Source organism: Flavobacterium sp. (assembly GCF_029242675.1).
In the GTDB taxonomy this organism is placed as follows: domain Bacteria; phylum Bacteroidota; class Bacteroidia; order Flavobacteriales; family Flavobacteriaceae; genus Flavobacterium.
In genome coordinates this window covers 1-19,612 of sequence record NZ_JAQWTM010000244.1, presented here as the reverse complement: position 1 = coordinate 19,612, position 19,612 = coordinate 1, and the positions used below count along the sequence as shown (strand labels likewise).

At 34.4% G+C, this 19,612-nt stretch carries 17 protein-coding genes and 1 pseudogene; 12 read left to right on the top strand and 6 right to left on the bottom strand.

Annotated features, from left to right (window positions below):
- The 7 genes and pseudogenes from P8M54_RS09135 to P8M54_RS09105 form a co-directional block, all read left to right on the top strand.
- Positions 1-244: pseudogene (locus P8M54_RS09135) on the top strand (hypothetical protein); the annotation flags it as partial.
- Between the two features lie 10 nt (positions 245-254).
- A complete protein-coding gene (locus tag P8M54_RS09130; RefSeq protein WP_300287465.1) occupies positions 255-3,107 on the top strand; it encodes a CHAT domain-containing tetratricopeptide repeat protein in 2,853 nt (950 codons plus the stop codon).
- 59 nt (positions 3,108-3,166) lie between these two features.
- On the top strand, positions 3,167-3,424 hold the full coding sequence (locus tag P8M54_RS09125) for a hypothetical protein (RefSeq protein ID WP_300287462.1): 258 nt from the start codon (positions 3,167-3,169) through the stop codon (positions 3,422-3,424).
- Between the two features lie 3 nt (positions 3,425-3,427).
- Positions 3,428-4,069 carry a response regulator transcription factor gene (locus tag P8M54_RS09120; protein WP_300287460.1) on the top strand — a complete coding sequence of 214 codons (642 nt, stop codon included), beginning with the start codon at positions 3,428-3,430 and terminating at the stop codon, positions 4,067-4,069.
- 140 nt (positions 4,070-4,209) lie between these two features.
- On the top strand, positions 4,210-4,629 hold the full coding sequence (locus P8M54_RS09115) for a hypothetical protein (protein ID WP_300287458.1): 420 nt from the start codon (positions 4,210-4,212) through the stop codon (positions 4,627-4,629).
- Positions 4,630-4,643: 14 nt separating this feature from the next.
- A complete protein-coding gene (locus P8M54_RS09110; protein WP_300287456.1) occupies positions 4,644-5,582 on the top strand; it encodes a GSCFA domain-containing protein in 939 nt (312 codons plus the stop codon).
- Between the two features lie 17 nt (positions 5,583-5,599).
- Positions 5,600-6,220: a DUF4230 domain-containing protein gene (locus P8M54_RS09105; protein WP_300287454.1), complete on the top strand. Its 621-nt coding sequence runs from the start codon at positions 5,600-5,602 to the stop codon at positions 6,218-6,220.
- Between the two features lie 458 nt (positions 6,221-6,678).
- On the opposite strand, the gene P8M54_RS09100 is transcribed toward P8M54_RS09105, so the two are convergent.
- From P8M54_RS09100 to P8M54_RS09075, 6 genes are all read right to left on the bottom strand, one after another.
- The gene (locus tag P8M54_RS09100; protein ID WP_300287452.1) at positions 6,679-8,436 is read right to left on the bottom strand and encodes an aromatic amino acid hydroxylase; all 1,758 of its coding nucleotides are present in this window, start codon (positions 8,434-8,436) and stop codon (positions 6,679-6,681) included.
- 602 nt (positions 8,437-9,038) lie between these two features.
- Positions 9,039-10,169 (bottom strand): esterase-like activity of phytase family protein, encoded by a 1,131-nt coding sequence (locus tag P8M54_RS09095; RefSeq protein WP_300287450.1) that lies wholly within the window; start codon positions 10,167-10,169, stop codon positions 9,039-9,041.
- Positions 10,170-10,174: 5 nt separating this feature from the next.
- Positions 10,175-10,582 (bottom strand): group III truncated hemoglobin, encoded by a 408-nt coding sequence (locus tag P8M54_RS09090; protein ID WP_300287448.1) that lies wholly within the window; start codon positions 10,580-10,582, stop codon positions 10,175-10,177.
- Between the two features lie 53 nt (positions 10,583-10,635).
- Positions 10,636-11,169, bottom strand: a complete 534-nt coding sequence (locus P8M54_RS09085) for a DUF4136 domain-containing protein (protein ID WP_300287446.1) — start codon at positions 11,167-11,169, stop codon at positions 10,636-10,638.
- A 105-nt stretch (positions 11,170-11,274) separates the two neighbouring features.
- Positions 11,275-13,257 carry a urocanate hydratase gene (locus tag P8M54_RS09080; RefSeq protein ID WP_300287444.1) on the bottom strand — a complete coding sequence of 661 codons (1,983 nt, stop codon included), beginning with the start codon at positions 13,255-13,257 and terminating at the stop codon, positions 11,275-11,277.
- Between the two features lie 147 nt (positions 13,258-13,404).
- Positions 13,405-13,581 (bottom strand): DUF5522 domain-containing protein, encoded by a 177-nt coding sequence (locus tag P8M54_RS09075; protein WP_300287442.1) that lies wholly within the window; start codon positions 13,579-13,581, stop codon positions 13,405-13,407.
- Positions 13,582-13,852: 271 nt separating this feature from the next.
- On the opposite strand from P8M54_RS09075, the gene P8M54_RS09070 reads away from it, so the two are divergent.
- The 5 genes from P8M54_RS09070 to hemL all read left to right on the top strand — a co-directional run bounded on the left by P8M54_RS09070 (position 13,853) and on the right by hemL (position 19,447).
- A complete protein-coding gene (locus P8M54_RS09070; RefSeq protein ID WP_366525142.1) occupies positions 13,853-14,266 on the top strand; it encodes a hypothetical protein in 414 nt (137 codons plus the stop codon).
- A 212-nt stretch (positions 14,267-14,478) separates the two neighbouring features.
- Positions 14,479-16,308, top strand: a complete 1,830-nt coding sequence (locus tag P8M54_RS09065; RefSeq protein WP_300287440.1) for a T9SS type A sorting domain-containing protein — start codon at positions 14,479-14,481, stop codon at positions 16,306-16,308.
- A 130-nt stretch (positions 16,309-16,438) separates the two neighbouring features.
- Positions 16,439-17,287 carry a pyridoxal-phosphate dependent enzyme gene (locus tag P8M54_RS09060; protein WP_300287437.1) on the top strand — a complete coding sequence of 283 codons (849 nt, stop codon included), beginning with the start codon at positions 16,439-16,441 and terminating at the stop codon, positions 17,285-17,287.
- Positions 17,288-17,351: 64 nt separating this feature from the next.
- A complete protein-coding gene (locus P8M54_RS09055; RefSeq protein WP_366525141.1) occupies positions 17,352-18,134 on the top strand; it encodes a glucosaminidase domain-containing protein in 783 nt (260 codons plus the stop codon).
- A 26-nt stretch (positions 18,135-18,160) separates the two neighbouring features.
- Positions 18,161-19,447, top strand: coding sequence for a glutamate-1-semialdehyde 2,1-aminomutase (gene hemL / locus P8M54_RS09050; RefSeq protein WP_300287432.1), 1,287 nt, complete (start codon positions 18,161-18,163; stop codon positions 19,445-19,447).
- The last annotated feature ends 165 nt before the right edge of the window (positions 19,448-19,612 follow it).

The window sequence follows — 19,612 nt, the reverse complement described above, 5'->3', positions numbered from 1 at the left end:
TTCTGCGTACAGGAAAAGAGCCGATCCTATGATTCATGTTTGGCATAATGGCGACCAGTTTGATGGACAATGCATCCAGGGATTTCGCAAGGAATTTGGAGTTTATTTCTTTACAGATGGAAGCAAATATATAGGTGCGTGGAACGATAATTACCGTGAAGGACTTGGGTTTAAAGTTGATAAAAGCGGCACTGTGATTGAAAAAGGATTTTATAAAGGAGGGAAATTAGAAATTAGTATTTAAACGACATAGCATGAAAAACGAGATAAAATTTGTATTGATTTTACTTTTAGTGAGTGTTTCAAATGCTTGGTCTCAAAAATCCTTTGACGAATATTACAATAATTATTTAGAGAGTTATAAATCAAATGATTTGGTGAAAATGAAAGCAGAAAGCGAAGGCTTAATGACTTATTATTCAGATGAGTTTGTGGGCTTTTATTTTAATTCCTATTACCAAATTCTGAAAGGGGATTTAAACAAAGCGCAAGCAAGTGCAACTCAAGCCATGAACATCCAACCTTTACTGGAATACGCTTATTATACGCAGGCTTACATTGATTTTTTTAAAGGAAATACTCCAAATGCGCTCAAAAATTTAGAATGGGCAATGCAATTAAGCACTTTTCAAGAAGCAAAAGATATTCTTGAAGACATGGAAAAGATTGAATTTTTTACTAAAAAAGATTTATCCGTTTTAAAAAACCAATGGCTCAAATATTATCAAAACAAAACAATTGATGTTAATAGATCTTTTAAGATAGATGCTTGTGTAAGTGGTATTTTGACTTCAGGAACAAAATGTGAAAATTTAGATAGTCAATTTGCTCAGTTTTCAAGTATGAAAAATGCAAATCCTTTGTTTCAAAAAATGCTTCCATTACTAAAAGCCGTTACTTATTATTATGGTGGTAATGCAAATGAAAGTATAAAACAATTTGAAAATTTTATAGAAATTAGTAAAAACTTTGCTGCTTTGTTGTCTAAAAGAAGTTATGCATTATACTTTTTATCTATCATAAAAAATAATTCTTACAATAGTCGAGGTGCTTTGGTAACCATAAATGAAGCATTAGCCGAATATGCCAAGTTGCCTTATGCTTCATTAGCTTTGGCAAACATGCAAATGCATAAAATTGTAGTATTAAAAATGCTTGGAGATAAAAAGGAGGAAAAATTACAAACAGCTTTTCAATTGGAACAAACAGCTAAAAATATCGATAACGATTATTTTAGAGTAAAAGCCTATAATTCTGTTGGAATCTATTATTTCATGGAAGGACCGCAATCAGAAATGGCAAAAGGAACTGAATATATAACCAAAGCTTACAATTTAGCTAAAACAGTTAATGATAAAGATCTTACCAATGAAGTAAATGAAAATTATGCCTTGGTAAAAGTGAAACAAGGTTTATACGCAGATGCATCAAAAATCAATGAAGAATTGGCTCAAAATTATTTAAAAGATAAAAAATATATAGATGCTCAGAATCTTTATAATAATATGGCTTTCATTCTTTACATCAAAAAAGACTACAGAAATGCCATTACTGAATTTGAAAAAAGTATCGCTTTGGCAGAAAATATTAAAAAAGAGTTGAATGCCAAACAAAAGTTAGAGTACATGAATAATGTTTCAGGAGCTTATACTGGTTTGATTCTATGTTATAAAGAAACCAATCAAACACATAAATTATTTGACTTACAAGAAAGAACAAGAAGTGGCTATTTAAAAGAGTTATTGAAAAACAATTCGGCTGTTGCCAATGTGAAAGATGCTCAAAATATGCTAAAAGACGATGAGTTATTATTGACTTATAGTATTGGAAAACCAGGTGAAATTATCATTACCGCTATTTCAAAAAACAAAGCTGAAATTAGATACAATTACCCGATAGACAACTTAATTGCCATCAAAAAAAATTATACAGACAGGATCAAAAAAGTGCCATCTGATTTGAATCCGTATATGCAAGATTATAATGTGGATTATGAAAACGGAAAATTGATTCGATATGCTAATAAAGAATCCAATTTCAAAAAAGAAGATCTACTTACTTTAGTACAATGGACACGCGATGTTTTGGAACATTCAGACAAACTAGAATATCAAATACCCCAAGCCGATTTTCTTCATTTTTGGTACAACTTAGTTTTACTTCCAGTCCAAGATTTGACAGCACAATACAAAAATGTCATCATAAGTGCTTCGTCTGAATTGAATTATTTGCCTTTTGAAGCCTTTATTAATCCAAAAAATCAATACTTTGTGAGTACTAATAATGTACGTTATATTCCAAATGTAACGGTTTGGAAAATGGTTTCTAACAGAAATTATAGTGATGATAGAAAATCAGTTATAGCTTATGGTGGAGCACAATATCAACCTTCAGGAAATGTAAAAACAACAGTTAGAACTATTGATGATTTTTATAAAATTTCAGATGCAGTATCAAAAAAAATAAGTCAAGGAATTTACAACTTCAAACCAGAATTAGAAGCTATTGGTTTTGGCGGAGCCAATTATTTAGCAGGAACTTTGAAAGAAGTACAATACATTGGAACACTTTCAAATGATGCAAAAGTGATTACTGGTCAAAATATGACCGAAAGTAATTTCAAAAAAGCCAATCTTTCAGGAGAATTAAAGCAATATAAAAATCTTATCATATCAACTCATGGTTTTACAGGAGATGTAATTCCTGAATTTAGTGGTGTTATGTTTTCGCAGCCTAATGGTGGTGATGGAAAAGAGGACACATTTTTATTGGCTCCTGAAATTGCGAAATTAAATCTAAATGCCGATTTGACCATTTTAAGTGCTTGTAGTACTGGTGTTGGTAAATTATACGGTGGAGAAGGTGTCAACGGATTAAATACCTCTTTTTTAGTAGCAGGTTCTAATAGTACTATGTTGTCACTTTGGTCAGTGGATGATGCTAGTACAGCATTAACGATGCAATTGCTTTTTAAAAATATAATTCAGAACAATGCCAAACCCAATGTCGTTTTAAATGAAATCAAAAGAGGTTTTATCAATGGTGATTTTGGAGAAAGAGTGAGGTCACCCAAGTTTTGGGCACCTTTTTTATATAGTGGGAGATAAAATGAGAAATTTAAAATTCTTATTTTGAAAACTGAAGTTAATGATTTAATCACACCACTATGAATAGTATTTTAATTTTGCTACTTTTAATAAGTCTTTCGGTTATTATTTGGCATATCATTAAAATAAAAAAAGAAAAGCAAATACATCTCGTTTTAATGTATGATTTAGAAAAAAAGATTGCTTTTCAAATAAATAAAAATACAGTAAATAAAAGTGAATCTGAAAAGGATGTTTTTAAAAGTATTTATTTTAAATTAGAAATTATTAAACAGCAAGTCGCTTTGTTGGAAATAATATCAAATCAAAAACAATAAAAAATGAGAATAGCCATTATTGACGACAATAGTTTTTTAATCACTTCTATGAAGGAAAAGTTATCTTTTTTTGAAGAAATTCAAATCAAATTCACTGCTTGGAATGGTGCTGATTTATTAGAAAAATTAGAAGCCAATCATAATTTAGATTTACTTTTAATGGATATCGAAATGCCAAATATGAACGGAATTGCAGCGACATTAGCAGTAAAACAAAAATACCCCCAACTCAAAATTATAATGCTCACTGTTTTTGATAACGATGAGAATATTTTTAATGCAATTAAAGCTGGAGCAGATGGTTATTTACTTAAAGATGTTAATCCACATGCTTTATTTAATGGAATCGTCGAAACTATAAAAGGTGGTGCTGCAATGAATCCTTCAATAGCTTTAAAAACCTTAAAATTATTGCGAAATCCTATTAATTTTGAAGAAACAAATAAAGAAGAAATTAATTTAACAGCTAGAGAAATAGACGTATTAGAACAATTAGCGCAAGGATTAAGTTATACTTTAATTGCTGAAAATTTATTTTTATCACCTTCTACTGTAAGAAAGCACATAGAGAATATTTATTCTAAATTACAAGTACATTCAAAGCTTGAAGCAGTACAAAAAGCGAAGCGAAACAACTTAATTTAAATTAGTGAGTTTTATAAAAAGGGCAATTGCCTTATTTTTTTTTTATTGTTTTTTTCAATTTTGTTTAAAAATAATTCCCATGAAAATTACAATCATCTGATAAGTTTATAATTAATTATTCTCATAATGCATACGGATCCGTGACTTACCAGAATTTTTCGATAGACGATAAGGAGCAACAAATAAAAAAATACCACGGAATACTCTCTTTTAAAAATGGGAATCCTATTAAGGACGTTAGGATTTTACACGATTCCAAGAAGGGTATTATTTCTAAAAATGAGTTAAGCTATGAGTACGACTCTAAGACAAATCCTTACCATAGTATTCTAGGAATTAATAAATTACTAAATCAGTACGAGTTTGTTTCAATCAACAACAGTCTGATTAGTGTAGTTGAAAATAGCATCACTAATACTACAGATGATCAAATTATATCTTCTGCTAAATTTTACAAGAGTGCATTTCAATATAATGATAGCAGTTACCCTACTGAACAAATTACTGAAAATGCAAGTGGAAATTTAGGGTATCTAAAATCTGAATATTTTTACGAATAGCTATACAATTTATAATGCAATTTAGAACCCAAATACCCATTTCTAAAAGTAGTTATCCAATTGACTATAATTCTAAAGTGGTGTCTTTGGGTTCTTGCTTTGCCGAAAATATGGCTTCCAAGTTGGAATACTTCCAGTTTCAAAATTTTTGTAATCCATTTGGGATCATCTTCAACCCTGTTTCAATCGAAAAATTAGTAAGTCGGGTTGTTGTAAATAAGTATTTCACTGAGGAAGATGTTTTCTTTCATAATGAACGCTGGCATTGTTTTGAACTTCATTCAGAACTTTCAAGTCTTGATAAAGAGACTCTTTTAGCAAGCATCAATCAATTACTAGATGCCACTAGACTTTATGTAACGCAGGCATCCCATTGTATTATTACCTATGGCACAGCTTGGGTCTATCGCTCCAATGCTACTAATTCAATTGTGGCTAATTGCCATAAAGTACCTCAAAGAGAATTCAAGAAGGAGTTGCTATCAATTGGAACAATTCAAGAGAGTATTAGGAACACAATCCATCTTATTAAAAGAATAAACCCTACTATAAGTTTTGTATTTACTGTTTCACCTGTGCGGCACATTAAAGACGGTTTTATTGAAAATCAACTAAGCAAGTCACATTTAATTAGTGCGCTTCATGCAGCAATTGAAGCTGAAGGTATTGCAAAAAGTAATTACTTTCCTAGTTATGAAATCATGATGGATGAGCTACGGGATTATCGGTTTTATAATGAAGATATGCTGTATCCAAATACGGTTGCAATTGACTATATTTGGGAACGATTTGTGGAATCAACAATTGCCGAAAAGACCAATGATACAATGAAGGAGGTAGCAACTATTCAAAAGTCCTTGCAGCACCGATCGTTCAATCCACAATCAGAAAGTCATCAAAAATTTGAAGCCAATTTGCAAAATAAAATTAGTAAATTGACTTCTCTTTATTAACACATGAAATTTTAAATATGTTAAAACGACTCTTGATATTTGCAGGTTTAATAGGAACAATAGTGTTGTTGTTTAAATTTTGCGATTTTAAAAAATCAGATGATTCGACATCGATAGATGGTGCTGGACTAATTCAACAGCAAATTCTGAACGTAGGAAAGCTAATCGTTACCGAAGGGCATTTCTCTGAAGTGATCACCTATAAAAACGAAGAAAAGTACTTAATGGGAATCGTTTCTTTTGATAAAAAAGCCTTGGTAGTTGTCAATGCAGATGTTACGGTGGCTTATGATTTACACCAAATGAAATACGATATTGATGAGGCTAACAAAACCATTTCAATCCTATACATTCCAAAAGAAGAGATCAAAATCAGTCCTGATATTAAATTTTACGATGTGGAGCAAAGTAAACTCAATCCGTTTACTGGAGATGATTATAATAAAATCAACGCTTCGGTTAAGGCTAGTTTAGCGAAAAAAATTCAAAAATCTACTCTAAAATCAAACGCTCAAAACCGATTAATAAGTGAATTGTCGCAATTATTAATTACAACAAAAAATTTGGGTTGGGTATTAAAATACGATGGTAAAGTAATCGAAAGTAATTCGGAGCTTGGTAAGCAAATCAAGCTGTAAGCATCAAAATAACTATTTTTTTACCGCAAATTCAAAACTTGTAAATAGCTCAATTTAGGTATTGACAATCTAAAAATAAGACAACAAAAGCTTTCAGGTTAATCTCCTGATTTGCTTGATCTTTCCTCAGTAGCTTTTTCTAGCTCCAAGTTATTCTTTGCAAGAAGCACAAAGTCAGCAAGTATAATTTGCGAATTTGCGGTCATGTTTTATCGTATTCTTTTTTCTTCGAAACCATTATTAGTAAAAGGCAAAAAATCTACATGATTATTGCAATCATTCTTTACCATGCCCACTTATTCAGATACAAGAATAAATTGCCGCTTATTAGTCAGTTATAACGAATTAATTTTTAATGCAAAAACCGCAAACTCAATCTATAAATAGTATGAATTTGCGGTTTTTATATAAAAGTCTCACCTAATTAAATTCTTCAAATAGTGTGTGAAATTAATCTTTTAGGCGGTCTCTTTTTCAAAAATCAAGTCCAAGCCCCCAGCGATCAGATGAGCCACTTCGGATCTTTTTGTTTTTTGTTGCTCCAAGTACTTCAATACTTTATCTAATAATAGCGAATCGTTGCGCTCCTTCAACAGCTCAGCTATTTCTACCGAAAGTAACCAATCTTTTGGGTGGTTTTGCTGAACACTTTCAAATATCGTGCTTAAGTCAGCTGTATTGTCTTCAGAATTTCTAATGATTCTAACCGACTGGTATAAAATTTCTAAATCGTCACGTTCAGCTGTTTGTTGTGCTTTAATTGTTGTACTTGAAGGCATGTGCGTAATCAAGTCAAAGCTGTTTACATCAGCTGGACCCGAGAAAGCCGAAACTACTTTTTTACCTACTGCCATATCATAAACGCCCCAGTCTGGTTGAAATAATATAGCGTCTCCATGCGTTACCGTACAGTTTTTAAAACGGATTAAGATAATTTCTCCTTGTAAGTTTCTTGATCCTGTTACAATTTCACCTTCAACGGTGATTCCTCCTTCAAATTCTAGTTTTACAGTTTTAGATTCTAGAATATCGTAAGCATTTAAATCTTTCGGACTCATGTCTTCAATAGCTAAATTGATGCCTTCCAGTTTTCCTATAGGGCTTCCAAAGCCGTCAGGATGTGTTAAAGTGCCATGACCTACTAATTCTTTTTCGCGGTAAGCTAATGCTGTTTTTCCTGTTGTTTGCACGTAAATAGGTTTGCCGTCCTGCGCAATCACATTGGTAAAAACGCCTGAAATTTGCAAGCCTGTACTCAACTCAACGGTTCCTAGAGCAGCCGAATTAATTAGCTTTTCAATCCCTGACAATCCTCCCGTACGCAATGCCATTTTATTGGCAAATTCTTCTAAAACTAAGTTTAAGTACGCAAAAGTAGGTGTAACGTACAATTGTGGTTGTAGTTTTGTGATGTCAAAACTCTGGTAAGCAGCGGAAATGTCATAAGGAATTTTAGTTACTTTGTCTGTCATGCAGTAAGCACTTTCACCTATCGATGACAATAATCCCGCACCATAAATCTTGGGATTTTCTACTGTTCCTATCAAACCATATTCGACAGTCCACCAGTGTAGGTTGCGTATTTGTGCCATTTCTGACAACTCTCCCATGTTGTTTTGTAAGTCTTCAACCGCTTTTTCGGCAGCATCAATCGTAGTTTGCGGTGTTCCTTCAGCCTCTTTTACAATTGATAAAAGTCGGATCGCTTCGTACATTTCGTAATCCTTGCTAGACGAAATCGCCTTGCAGCCTATTTCTCCAAAACGGCGTAAATATTCAGCATATTCAGGATTAGCGATAATAGGAGCGTGACCGGCACCTTCGTGAATAATATCCGGAGCAGGAGTGTATTCAATATGTTCAAGTTGACGAATATCTGATGCGATAACTAACACGTTATAAGCTTGAAACTCCATAAAAGCATTAGGCGGAATAAATCCATCCACAGCTACAGCAGCCCAACCAATTTCGGTTAAAATTCGATTCATTCCATACATACTCGGAATGTTATCTACCTCAATTCCGGTTTTTTTCAAACCTTCCAAGTACGAACTGTGCGCCACTTGCGAAAGATAATCTACATTTTTACGCATCACATAGCGCCAAACCGCTTGATTGATCGGCGTGTAATCGCTATAGTCTTGAGCTTTAATAAATTGCTTTAAATGTTTTGGTAATCGGTCTAATAAGGGATTACTTTCAATTGTTGCATTCATATCGAAAACGTTGTAGTTTAAGATACAAAAGTACGAATTCTAGAAGCCATTTCCCGCTTTTCATTGCAAGTTTTTGTACGGCCGTTGGTTTTTCCAAAGTTGGGGCAGGAGCTTCCTTTGGTCGCTCTACCACAACAGGAAAAAACAAAACAACGGCCGTTACAAAAAGCTTTCCATTTCAATCGGGGCTAGGGAAGTGGTGCTTAAATTGAAATGGTAGTATTCAAATTATTTTTTTAACGTTCCTAGCCATTTGTCATTCTGACGAAGGAAGAATCTAATCGAAAATGGTTTATTTTATTACCTCATCTAAGTAGTCTTAAAGAATAGGCGTACTAAGATTGCTTCGTTCCTCGCAATGACTTGGTGGATTGTTGAGAGTTTGTTTCATGCTTGCTTGGAGTAAATAGGTTATTATTCAAAGTACTCGTAATAAGCCCCTAGCCTTTTGTCATTCTGACGAAGGAAGAATCTAATTAAAATTGGTTTGTATTGTTTTTAGTACATGATTTAGTCTTTTGTTAAGAAATGAAACAGTAGATACGCGCTAAGATTGCTTCGTTCCTCGCAATGACTAATGGGGAACAGGTAGTTTATCTAGGTTAATTAACTTCAAAAAGTAATATTTGGGTTTTTTGTTTATCCGAAAAATTATTATCCGACACGAATAGCATCGATTGTTTACCATTGGCGAGTTTGGGACCAAAGGTGATTCCCTCAATATTGTCGATAAAAATACCTAAATCATCCATATTTAGAATAAGCTTTTTGGAGGCTAGATTTACAGTTGCGTTTTTAAGAGAAGCAATGTTTTTTACATTCGTAGCAGTAGTAAAATCACACAAGTATACCTTTATGGTACATGCTTGTCGTCCTACGGAGTAAGAGCGTTCCACAATTAAAAGTTGGTTTTTATCGTAGTACTGCATCGTGGATACTCCGTTTACAGCGAAAGCAGTTTTAGGATTTGGCTCATGGGCAATTGGATCCAATAGGTAGGCATATTGTGCCGTATTTTGGGTGGATTTGGAATCAAAAAGGTAGATTCTAATAGGGCCGCCTTTGGTCGTTGTTGCTTGATCGCCATCTTCGTATAATGGTTCTTCTACATTGGTATAAATGGTTCTAAAGTCACTACTAAACGTAATTCCTTCAAGGACACCATTGCTTCGTGGGCCTTTTTCTTCTCTTTGCATGTTGAGGTTGGAAGGTAGGCTAAAGTCCTTTACAAAACTACCCGTTAATGATGCCGTTTGTAAGGAAGGGTTTTGTATTACAGCAAAATCTTTCGCGATCACGCGAGCACCTTCGCTGCTCCAAACTACTGATTTAGTTTTTGGATTGTAGCGCATTTCCTCTGGGTCTATAGAGCTGTCAGGATATTTTTCCCAATTGCTGTAGGTTGCGTCCTTGGCATTTTTTAGGCTAACTACATTTTCAAAATTTATGTTTTGTATGGTATCGGCTTCGAGTTTGATTTTGGCAGTGTAAAATCTAGCATCATTGTAAACAGACCGATCATCGCAAATGAAATAGTATAAATCATTTGTAGAATCGTAATCAATACTTGATAAGCCACCAATAACACTGTTTTTGAATTCTTGATTGAATGGGATTTCAATGCTATTAATGAATTTTAGAGTAGGGTTAGGCTTGTTGGTGTTTACTACTTTTACAGTAGAACAAGAAGTTAAGATACCGAATAAAGGTGCAAGATATAGTGCTGTGCGCATGGCATTTATTTTAGATTTAAAAGATCGCCGTTTTGTGCAAAATCTCTAAAGTAGTTGATTTTGTAATGGAACATGTCGGCCATGTTTTTGGCACGCATTTTTGCCTCGTCGGCGATAGGACCTGTATATAAACGATCTACTGTTGCAACAAAAATTTCCATCCAACGGTCAAAATGCTCTTTATCTACCGGTAAATGTTTGTGTGGAGGAAAAGGACTACCGGAGTAGGTGTGTACTTCTAATAATATTGTTTGCCAAAACCGATACATTTTTTCAAGATGTTCTGGCCATCTATCTCCTATTTTTTCGTTAAAAACAGGGCCAATAAAAGGGTCTTTTTTAACAGTAGTGTAAAAGGAATCCAATACTGATTTGATGTCCTCGAGAGTAGAAATATCTGTTTTTGTTGTCATAATGCCGTATAAAAAAAGCCTACACAAAGGTAGTCCATTTTTGATACTTATTTTTAGGATTGTGGAGGGAATTGCGCCATTATTTTAGCAACAAATTCGTTAATTCGATTCTCCTTTTCGGCTTGGTTTTTAGTAAGATAGCCAACACCCTCTCCTTGCCAAATCAGTTCTTGCTTTTTGGCATCGATTAGGTCAATAAAAAGCGTACCCTCTGTGTTGGAAGTCGCGATCGTCTGTTGGCCTCCCCACATATAAGGATTCCATCCCCATCCCCAACCGTATCCCCAACCTGCGTTGAATTGGTTGACACTTACTTTTTCTCTCTCTTTGGTAAAAATATTTATTAACAGATCAGGATTATCACTTTTAGTCATCCCTTTGTTGCTTAATTCGGCGTCAATAGCGCGCAAAATTCTCTTTTTATCTAATTGTGAAATCTCCGCTTTGTCAATTCCGTTTTTGTGGAAAGCGTAGGTTTTATATTGTTTAAAATCAATATTTTTATCAAAATCAGAATTTACTTGAATAGAGCTACATGAGCCTAAGACAAATAAAAGCAAAACGGGTAAGAGTTTAATTGTTTTCATGGTTTGGGTATTTATGTTTTTAAAAATGTTCTAGAATTAAAAGTTACTCTAAGGTAAAAATTTAAATTTTTTCAAAACAAAAACATTTAAACTTTAACGTCGAAATTAACTATTGATTAAGCTATCATCTACAAGGTTTGGAATAGTTACTTTTAATAAAGGCTGTAATTCCATTGCTCTTTTTATTGCAAAAATGGCTCCTTCATTGCGCGCCCAACTTCTTCTGGAAATTCCGTTGTTCACATCCCAGAAAAGCATTGAGGCTAAGCGCTTTGATGCCTCTTGAGTACCATCAAGAACCATACCAAAACCACCGTTAATGACCTCGCCCCAACCTACACCTCCACCATTGTGAATTGAAACCCAAGTAGCACCACGGAAACTATCTCCAATCACGTTTTGTATCGCCATATCAGCGGTAAAGCGAGATCCATCATAAATATTAGATGTTTCTCTGTAAGGAGAATCGGTGCCGGATACATCGTGATGATCGCGGCCTAATATGACCGTGCCAATTTCCCTTTTTGCAATAGCCTGATTAAAAGCTTCAGCAATTTTTACACGTCCCTCTGCGTCAGCATATAAAATTCGAGCCTGCGAACCAACAACTAAATTGTTTTCTTGAGCGCCTTTGATCCATTTTATATTGTCTTGCATTTGTTGCTGAATTTCAGTGGGTGCTGTTTTAGCCATTTCTTCTAATACTTCGCAGGCGATCTTATCTGTTTTTTGTAAATCTTCTGGTTTACCCGAAGCACAAACCCATCGAAAAGGACCAAAACCGTAGTCGAAGCACATCGGTCCCATGATGTCCTGAACGTAACTCGGATATTTGAAATCAATATTGTTTTCGGCCATAATTGTTGCACCTGCACGTGAAGCTTCCAATAAAAAAGCATTACCGTAGTCAAAAAAATAAGTTCCCTTTGCTGTATGGTTATTAATGGCATCGGTATGTCGACGTAAGGTTTCTTGCACATTTTGTTTGAATAATTCTGGGTTTTCGGCCATCATACTATTTGCTTCTTCGAAAGAAATACCAACGGGATAGTAACCTCCAGCCCAAGGATTATGAAGCGAGGTTTGATCACTTCCTAAATCGATCTGAATGTTTTCCTGATCAAATTTCTCCCAAACATCAACGATATTTCCCAAATAAGCCAATGAAACCACCTCATTATTGGCTTTCGCCAAAGCCACTCTGCTTACTAATTGGTCTATATCTTCAATGACTTCGTTTATCCAACCTTGACTATGACGAATATGGGTGATTTTGGGATTTACTTCAGCGCAGACGGTGATGCAGCCTGCAATATTACCTGCTTTAGGTTGTGCTCCACTCATTCCTCCTAGACCTGAGGTTACAAATAAACCTCCTTGAGGAGTTTTTTTTATTTTTCTGAAGCCATTTAAAACGGTGATTGTTGTGCCATGAACAATTCCTTGAGGTCCAATATACATATAGCTTCCGGCAGTCATTTGCCCATATTGAGAAACGCCAAGAGCATTCATCTTTTCATAATCATCAGGTTGCGAATAATTAGGTATGACTATTCCGTTTGTGACAACTACTCTTGGTGCTTCTTTGTGAGAAGGAAATAAACCCATTGGATGACCTGAGTACATCGTTAAAGTTTGGTCTTCGGTCATTTCAGACAAATACTGCATGGTTAATAGGTACTGAGCCCAGTTTTGAAAAACAGCTCCATTACCTCCATATGTAATTAGTTCATGAGGATGTTGAGCAACAGCATAATCGAGATTGTTTTGAATCATCAACATTATGGCTTTTGCTTGTTCGCATTTTCCGGGATATTCCTCTATGGCACGGGTACGCATTTCATAATCAGGTCGCAAGCGATACATATAGATTCGGCCGTAAGTAGCCAGTTCTTCCTTAAATTCAGGTACTAATTCAGCATGATGTTTTGCGTCAAAGTAGCGTAAAGCATTGCGAAGCGCTAGCTTTTTCTCCTCTGCGGATAAAATATCTTTCCGTTTTGGTGCGTGATTGATTGTATCGTCAAAGGGTTTTGGTAGTGGTAATTGTGAAGGTATTCCTTGCTGGATTTGCTCTTTAAAAGTCATTTTAAAATTTGTATTTGTTAAATAGTTGAGTTATATATTCAGTACTGACTAGTCAACAAATCACTATGGATAACGAATATCCGACCGATGATAGGATTTAAAGATCGTAATCCTAAAATTTTGTGTACAAATATCCATTTTACAAATTTATTTTTTAATTGTTCCCGTTTTTTTGTCAAAGCCATAAGGACAATGACGGCAGCCACTTTTGCAGCAATATCCTCTTTTTAAATGGTGCTTTTCGGTAAAGCACTTGTACCCTTCGGGTGTATAGTAAAAATCTTCTCCTTCTATTAGTTTGCCTTGGTTTTCTTGATTTAGCATTTATGAAAAAATATTTTTTTTATCTTGAGATTTAGTATAGCTAATTTTGCGACACAATTCCTGATTTACAAATTTATTCTTTTTAGAACGATTGACTCTTCCTATTTGCATTTATTTAGAAATGAGGCTCTCTTCTGTTTTTTTTTATGAAAAGGAAATGTTTTTAAAATTACTTCCATATTTTCGTTGCCAATGTAAACGTACAGGTAAATAAAGCGATAACTAGTTGGGGATAGGTCAAATCTTCCGTTATTTGTAATCTTAGTAGCTTATGGCAAACTGTATTTTAGGTTACGGCTTTGGTATAACTGCTTGTCTGGGTTGTTTGGAATTTATTCACTACTTGATTCTCTTGCTTATGCTTATTGTTGTTTCTAAAGTTTTTGTTCCTCGAGGTTTTCGAGCTATCACTATATTTCCTTTTATTTTATTAAGATACAAGGAGGATAGAAATGATGCTCGGCTAATCAATCACGAAAGAATTCATTTGAGACAGCAATTAGAGTTACTTATTGTTCCATTTTATCTGTGGTATTCCTTTGAGTATTTCTTGAAACTAGTGCGCTATAAAGACAAAAATTTAGCTTATCGTGCGATCTCCTTTGAGAGAGAAGCATATGATAACGAAAACAACTTTTACTATTTAAAGCAAAGATCGTTTTGCTCTTCTTTTAAGTATATTTAAAATAGGATTTAGATGTGAAATATCAATTAATTACTGTAAGTAAAAAGCTTAATATGTTCATAAATAGTGTATTTAATCGATAAAAAACGTACTTTATCTATTTTTTTGACTGCTAAGAATAATTTTTTATTGTATTTTTGACAAATAATGGTAAAGATCTACTATCTACTACTGTTGTTCTCATTCATAATAAAATTTTAAATGTTTAGCTTATGAAAACATACTTACTACGTCCGTTTATTTTTTTATTTTTCCTATCATGTTATCACAATGAAATGCAAGCACAAATGTTTGTATCCGCTGACAGTTATGTTTATGTTAAAAATATTCCAATTTATATTAAGCAAGATCTACTGCTTAACGCGGCCACTAGTAATCTTTATTTGAGAGAAGATGCACAACTACTTCAAGGTACAGTAGCAGCAAGCACGAATAAAGGGTTAGGGAGTGTCTCGATCTTTCAGGAAGGGACAGTTAATAATTTTCACTATAATTATTGGTGTTCCCCAGTAGGAGGCTCATTAGCAACAGCGGGTAACTCTCCTTTTGGAATCACTCAACTAAAAAATCCAACCACTGCTGTGAATAGTAGCTCTATCACCATTTTAGCAACTAGTAATTATGATGGTACTGCATCTCCCTTGGCCATAGCTCCTTATTGGATATGGAAATTACCGGCTTCAGCAGCAAATAATTGGGCTTATGTAGGTTCGGGATCAACATTAAATGCTGGAGAAGGATTTACTATGAAAGGGACTTCGGGAACTAATTCGACAACTGTGTTAGGTGTACAAAATAATCCAGGTAAAAATCAACGATATGACTTCAGAGGTAAACCTAATGATGGAAATATTTCGATTCCACTTCTAGCGGGTCAATTGGTTTTAACAGGTAATCCTTATCCATCGTCAATTGATTTGTCTGCTTTTTTGACAGCTACAGTTAATTCTACTGGTATTGCTTATTTTTGGGAACAGGATAAAACAGTTGATTCGCATTATATAGCAGACTACAAAGGTGGTTACGGTACTTTTTCGCCGTTGGGTGGCTCTGGTAACGGGGTTTATACTCCTGCTACTTTTTACTCCTATGATGGTTCAGGAAATGAGGTGAGTACGGTAGGCACTGGAACAATATATAATAGGCGTTTTTCTCCTGTAGGTCAGGGATTTATGATTGAAGGAACGGCAAATAGTACGGCTACAATGAAAAATATTTATCGCGTATTTGTAAAAGAAGCAGCTGTCAACCAATCTCAATTTGAAAAGAATAGTAACAGTGATTCCAAAAGCAAAAAAAAGAATTATTTTGATGCGATCCCTTCAATATCTGGTAAAGATTATACTAAAGAAAGTTCTCAGGAAAGTTCACACATTCGTTTTAATGCTTTAATTAATGATCATGGTGTCAGACAATTAGTGCTTGCATTTGTTCCTGAAGCTACAGATGGAATCGATCATGCAATGGATGCAGTATCAAGTGATGAGGCGCCTGCAGATGTGTATTTTATTCTAGATGAAAAAGAATTCTTAATAAATGCACTGAATTTTGATGAAAATAAAAAAATAGCAATTGGATTTAGAAATTCGGCTGAGGCAAGTTTTAAACTATCGGTAAAACAAATAACTAATTTTACTGGAGCAAATAACATCTATTTACATGATAAAATTAGCAATGCGTATTATGATATCAAAAACAGCTTTCAAGAAGTTAAGCTACCAGCAGGAACCAACAACTCTCAATTTGAAATCACATTTAAAACAGATAAAACACTTGGGACTGCCGAAGTAGAAAAATCGGATTTCGTACTGTATCAAAATAATACGAACAAGAACTTAAATATTAGTAATCCACAACAGAAAGAATTGAAATCCTGTTATGTTTATGATATTTTAGGAAAATTAATTTTCAGCAAATCAGCTTTAGGGTCTAACACTAACTATAGTTTTTCGACCTCAGGCCTCAGTGATGGTATTTATATCGTCAAGCTAGAAACTGCCGAAAAAACAGAAATAGGTCAAAAAATAATAGTTAAAAATTGATATTAGTTTTATTTAGTTCAAATGCAATCTGAAAAGATTGCATTTTTTTTATGATAATAGATTTACCTTTGTAGAAAAAAAATTGAATCAAGCTATACCAATAATTTTTCCCAACAATATAACGCTTGAGATGAAGCGCGAAGATTTGATTCATCCCTTTGTATCAGGTAATAAATTTAGAAAACTCAAGTATAATTTGCTTGAAGCAAAAGAACAAAAAAAGGAAATTCTATTAACTTTTGGCGGCGCATATTCTAATCATATTGCAGCAGTGGCATTCGCGGGACAGCAGCATGGTTTTAAAACCATTGGGATAATAAGAGGAGAAGAGTTAGGAAGTCAACAAGATTTGAACCCAACTTTATCCTTTGCGAAAAGTTGCGGTATGCAGTTTGAATTTGTCTCTAGAGAGGCGTATCGGCTCAAAAGTGAGGAATCATTTATCCAAGATCTTCGAGATACATTTGGTGATTTTTACTTGGTGCCAGAAGGTGGGACAAATGCACTTGCTGTAAAGGGCTGTCAAGAAATTTTAACAGAACAAGATGCTGGTTTTGACTTTATTTGTTGTGCTATAGGTACTGGAGGAACAATTTCGGGCCTTATTAATAGTGCATATCCTCATCAGAAAGTTTTAGGATTTCCTGCCCTTAAAGGTGATTTTTTAAACGATGAAATTCGTATTTTTGCTCAAAATGAGAATTGGAAATTAATTTCAGACTATCATTTTGGAGGCTATGGTAAGGTGAATGAAGAATTAATCGCTTTTATGAATCATTTTTTTAGTACCACTCAAATTCTGCTTGACCCAATTTATACAGGTAAAATGGTTTATGGAGTACTTGATTTAATAGCAAATAATTATTTTCCTTCCGGATCAAAAATTTTGATGATTCATACCGGTGGACTCCAAGGAATTCAGGGTATGAATGAGAAATTAAGTCGTAAAAACGTATTAACAATAAATGTCAATGTTTAAAAGAATACTACTACTCTTCGTTGTGTTAGTCCTAGCTAGCTGCAATTCCACCAAATCACCCATAGTGACGACTAAAAAAAAGGGAGTGAGTTATGGTAAGAAATCAGGGACGGTTAAAACTCAAGAGCGAAGAGCACCTTATCAAAAAAAATCTAAACCAGTCGAGGAGGTCATTGAGTCCACATCCAGGACAGTAGTTACAAATGATCTCATTAGTATTTATGTCCTAAAATTTAAAGATGTAGCGATGAGCAACATGAAAACTTATGGTATTCCTGCCAGTATTATATTAGCACAAGGTATATTAGAATCGGGTGCAGGTAAAGGTGATTTGGCAATAAGCGCTAACAATCATTTTGGAATAAAATGTCATGTAGGTTGGAACGGAGAAACGGTGAAGCATGATGATGATAGTAGCCAAGAATGTTTTAGAAAATACAATGAGGCAGGAGAATCTTATAAAGATCACGCTTTGTTTCTGACGGGTAGGTCAAGGTATGCAAGTTTGTTTTCTTTACCCAAAGATGATTATGAATCTTGGGCTAACGGTTTGAGAAAAGCGGGATACGCTACTGATTCTAAATACCCAGAGAAATTGATTTCATACATAGAAAGATATGATTTAGCCCAATATGACGCAAAGGTTTTAGGACTTAAATATGTTTCTAAGACACAAAATAGTACTTTAAATCGAACAAATAATTATGATTTAGTACATGAAGTTCAAAAAGGGGATACGTTGTATTCCATATCTAAAAGGTACAATGTATTAGTTGATGATTTGAAAGAGAGGAATAATTTATCAGGAAATACCCTTTCGATCGGTCAAGTTTTAATGGTAAAGTAATATTTAATAGCAATAACAAAATAGAGATGTTATATCAAAGAAGTAGTCAGCTATTTGCTGAAGCAGAAAAAGTAATACCAGGTGGAGTAAACTCTCCTGTTCGTGCATTCAAAGCGGTAGGGGGAACTCCCATATTTGTAGCCAGTGCTAAAGGGGCTTACCTGTATGATGTTGATGGCAATCGTTTACTAGATTATATCAATTCATGGGGACCAATGATTTTGGGGCACGCTTTTGAGCCTGTAGTGCAAGCAGTTATCGAAAAAGCGAAATTAGGAACCTCTTTTGGTATGCCTACTGAACTAGAAACTCAAATTGCTGCATTGGCAGTTGAAATGGTTCCAAATATTGATAAAATACGTTTTGTAAATTCAGGTACTGAGGCTTGCATGAGCGCAATACGTTTAGCTCGTGGTTTTACAAATAAAGATAAAATCATAAAGTTTGCCGGTTGTTACCATGGTCATTCTGATTCGTTCTTGATTCAAGCAGGAAGTGGTGCAGTAACTTTTGGCTCACCTAATAGTCCCGGTGTAACAGCAGGAACAGCTAAAGATACTTTGTTAGCAACGTACAACGATTTAGATAATGTAAAGGCATTAATCGAAGCAAATAAAAATGAAATTGCCGCTATTATTGTGGAACCTGTTGCAGGTAATATGGGTTGCATTCCACCTCAAGAAGGGTTTCTTGAAGGTCTACGAACTTTATGTACGGAAAACGGTATTTTATTAATCTTTGATGAGGTAATGACAGGCTTTAGATTAGCTAAAGGAGGCGTGCAACAACTATTAAATGTAAATGCAGATATCGTTTGTTTTGGTAAAGTAATTGGTGGTGGTTTGCCAGTAGGTGCTTTTGCTGCCCGACACGAAATAATGAATTTTCTGGCTCCATTAGGTCCAGTATATCAAGCAGGAACTTTATCAGGTAACCCGCTTGCTATGGCAGCTGGATTGACGATGTTGCAATCATTAAATGAAGATTCTGAAGTTTTCGAACGATTAGCAGCTAAAACAGCCTATTTGCATGTTGGATTAGAAAAAGTATTAAAAGAAAATAACATAGACTTTACGATCAATAGAATCGGTTCTATGATATCGGTACATTTTGACGCAAGTCCAGTTACTGATTTTAAATCTGCTGCAAAGGGAGATAATGATACGTTCAAAAAGTTTTTCCATGGCATGCTTCAAGCTGGGGTATATATCGCACCTTCTGCTTATGAATCTTGGTTTATAACGGATGCATTGACTTATGAAGATCTTGATTTCACGATAAGTGCGGCTCATAAAGTAGCACAAACACTTTAAGTAAAAAAGAGCTTCGATTTATAAGAGGGCACTGAAAAACTAGGCCTAATTTAGACAAGATGCTTTTTTAGGGATTAAAAAGAAAGCTTGTAACGGATTAATTAATAATTCTGTTACAAGCTTTTTTTATTTTTGCAGTATTTTTAAAGAGCTTACATCGACTTA

Excerpts from the sequence above, each read along its gene's own strand:
- P8M54_RS09130 (WP_300287465.1), top strand. The coding sequence starts at position 255 with ATGAAAAACGAGATAAAATTTGTATTGATTTTACTTTTAGTGAGTGTT.
- P8M54_RS09125 (WP_300287462.1), top strand. The coding sequence starts at position 3,167 with ATGAATAGTATTTTAATTTTGCTACTTTTAATAAGTCTTTCGGTTATT.
- P8M54_RS09120 (WP_300287460.1), top strand. The coding sequence starts at position 3,428 with ATGAGAATAGCCATTATTGACGACAATAGTTTTTTAATCACTTCTATG.
- P8M54_RS09110 (WP_300287456.1), top strand. The coding sequence starts at position 4,644 with ATGCAATTTAGAACCCAAATACCCATTTCTAAAAGTAGTTATCCAATT.
- P8M54_RS09105 (WP_300287454.1), top strand. The coding sequence starts at position 5,600 with ATGTTAAAACGACTCTTGATATTTGCAGGTTTAATAGGAACAATAGTG.
- P8M54_RS09100 (WP_300287452.1), bottom strand. The coding sequence starts at position 8,436 with ATGAATGCAACAATTGAAAGTAATCCCTTATTAGACCGATTACCAAAA.
- P8M54_RS09095 (WP_300287450.1), bottom strand. The coding sequence starts at position 10,169 with ATGCGCACAGCACTATATCTTGCACCTTTATTCGGTATCTTAACTTCT.
- P8M54_RS09090 (WP_300287448.1), bottom strand. The coding sequence starts at position 10,582 with ATGACAACAAAAACAGATATTTCTACTCTCGAGGACATCAAATCAGTA.
- P8M54_RS09085 (WP_300287446.1), bottom strand. The coding sequence starts at position 11,169 with ATGAAAACAATTAAACTCTTACCCGTTTTGCTTTTATTTGTCTTAGGC.
- P8M54_RS09080 (WP_300287444.1), bottom strand. The coding sequence starts at position 13,257 with ATGACTTTTAAAGAGCAAATCCAGCAAGGAATACCTTCACAATTACCA.
- P8M54_RS09075 (WP_300287442.1), bottom strand. The coding sequence starts at position 13,581 with ATGCTAAATCAAGAAAACCAAGGCAAACTAATAGAAGGAGAAGATTTT.
- P8M54_RS09070 (WP_366525142.1), top strand. The coding sequence starts at position 13,853 with ATGGCAAACTGTATTTTAGGTTACGGCTTTGGTATAACTGCTTGTCTG.
- P8M54_RS09065 (WP_300287440.1), top strand. The coding sequence starts at position 14,479 with ATGAAAACATACTTACTACGTCCGTTTATTTTTTTATTTTTCCTATCA.
- P8M54_RS09060 (WP_300287437.1), top strand. The coding sequence starts at position 16,439 with ATGAAGCGCGAAGATTTGATTCATCCCTTTGTATCAGGTAATAAATTT.
- hemL (WP_300287432.1), top strand. The coding sequence starts at position 18,161 with ATGTTATATCAAAGAAGTAGTCAGCTATTTGCTGAAGCAGAAAAAGTA.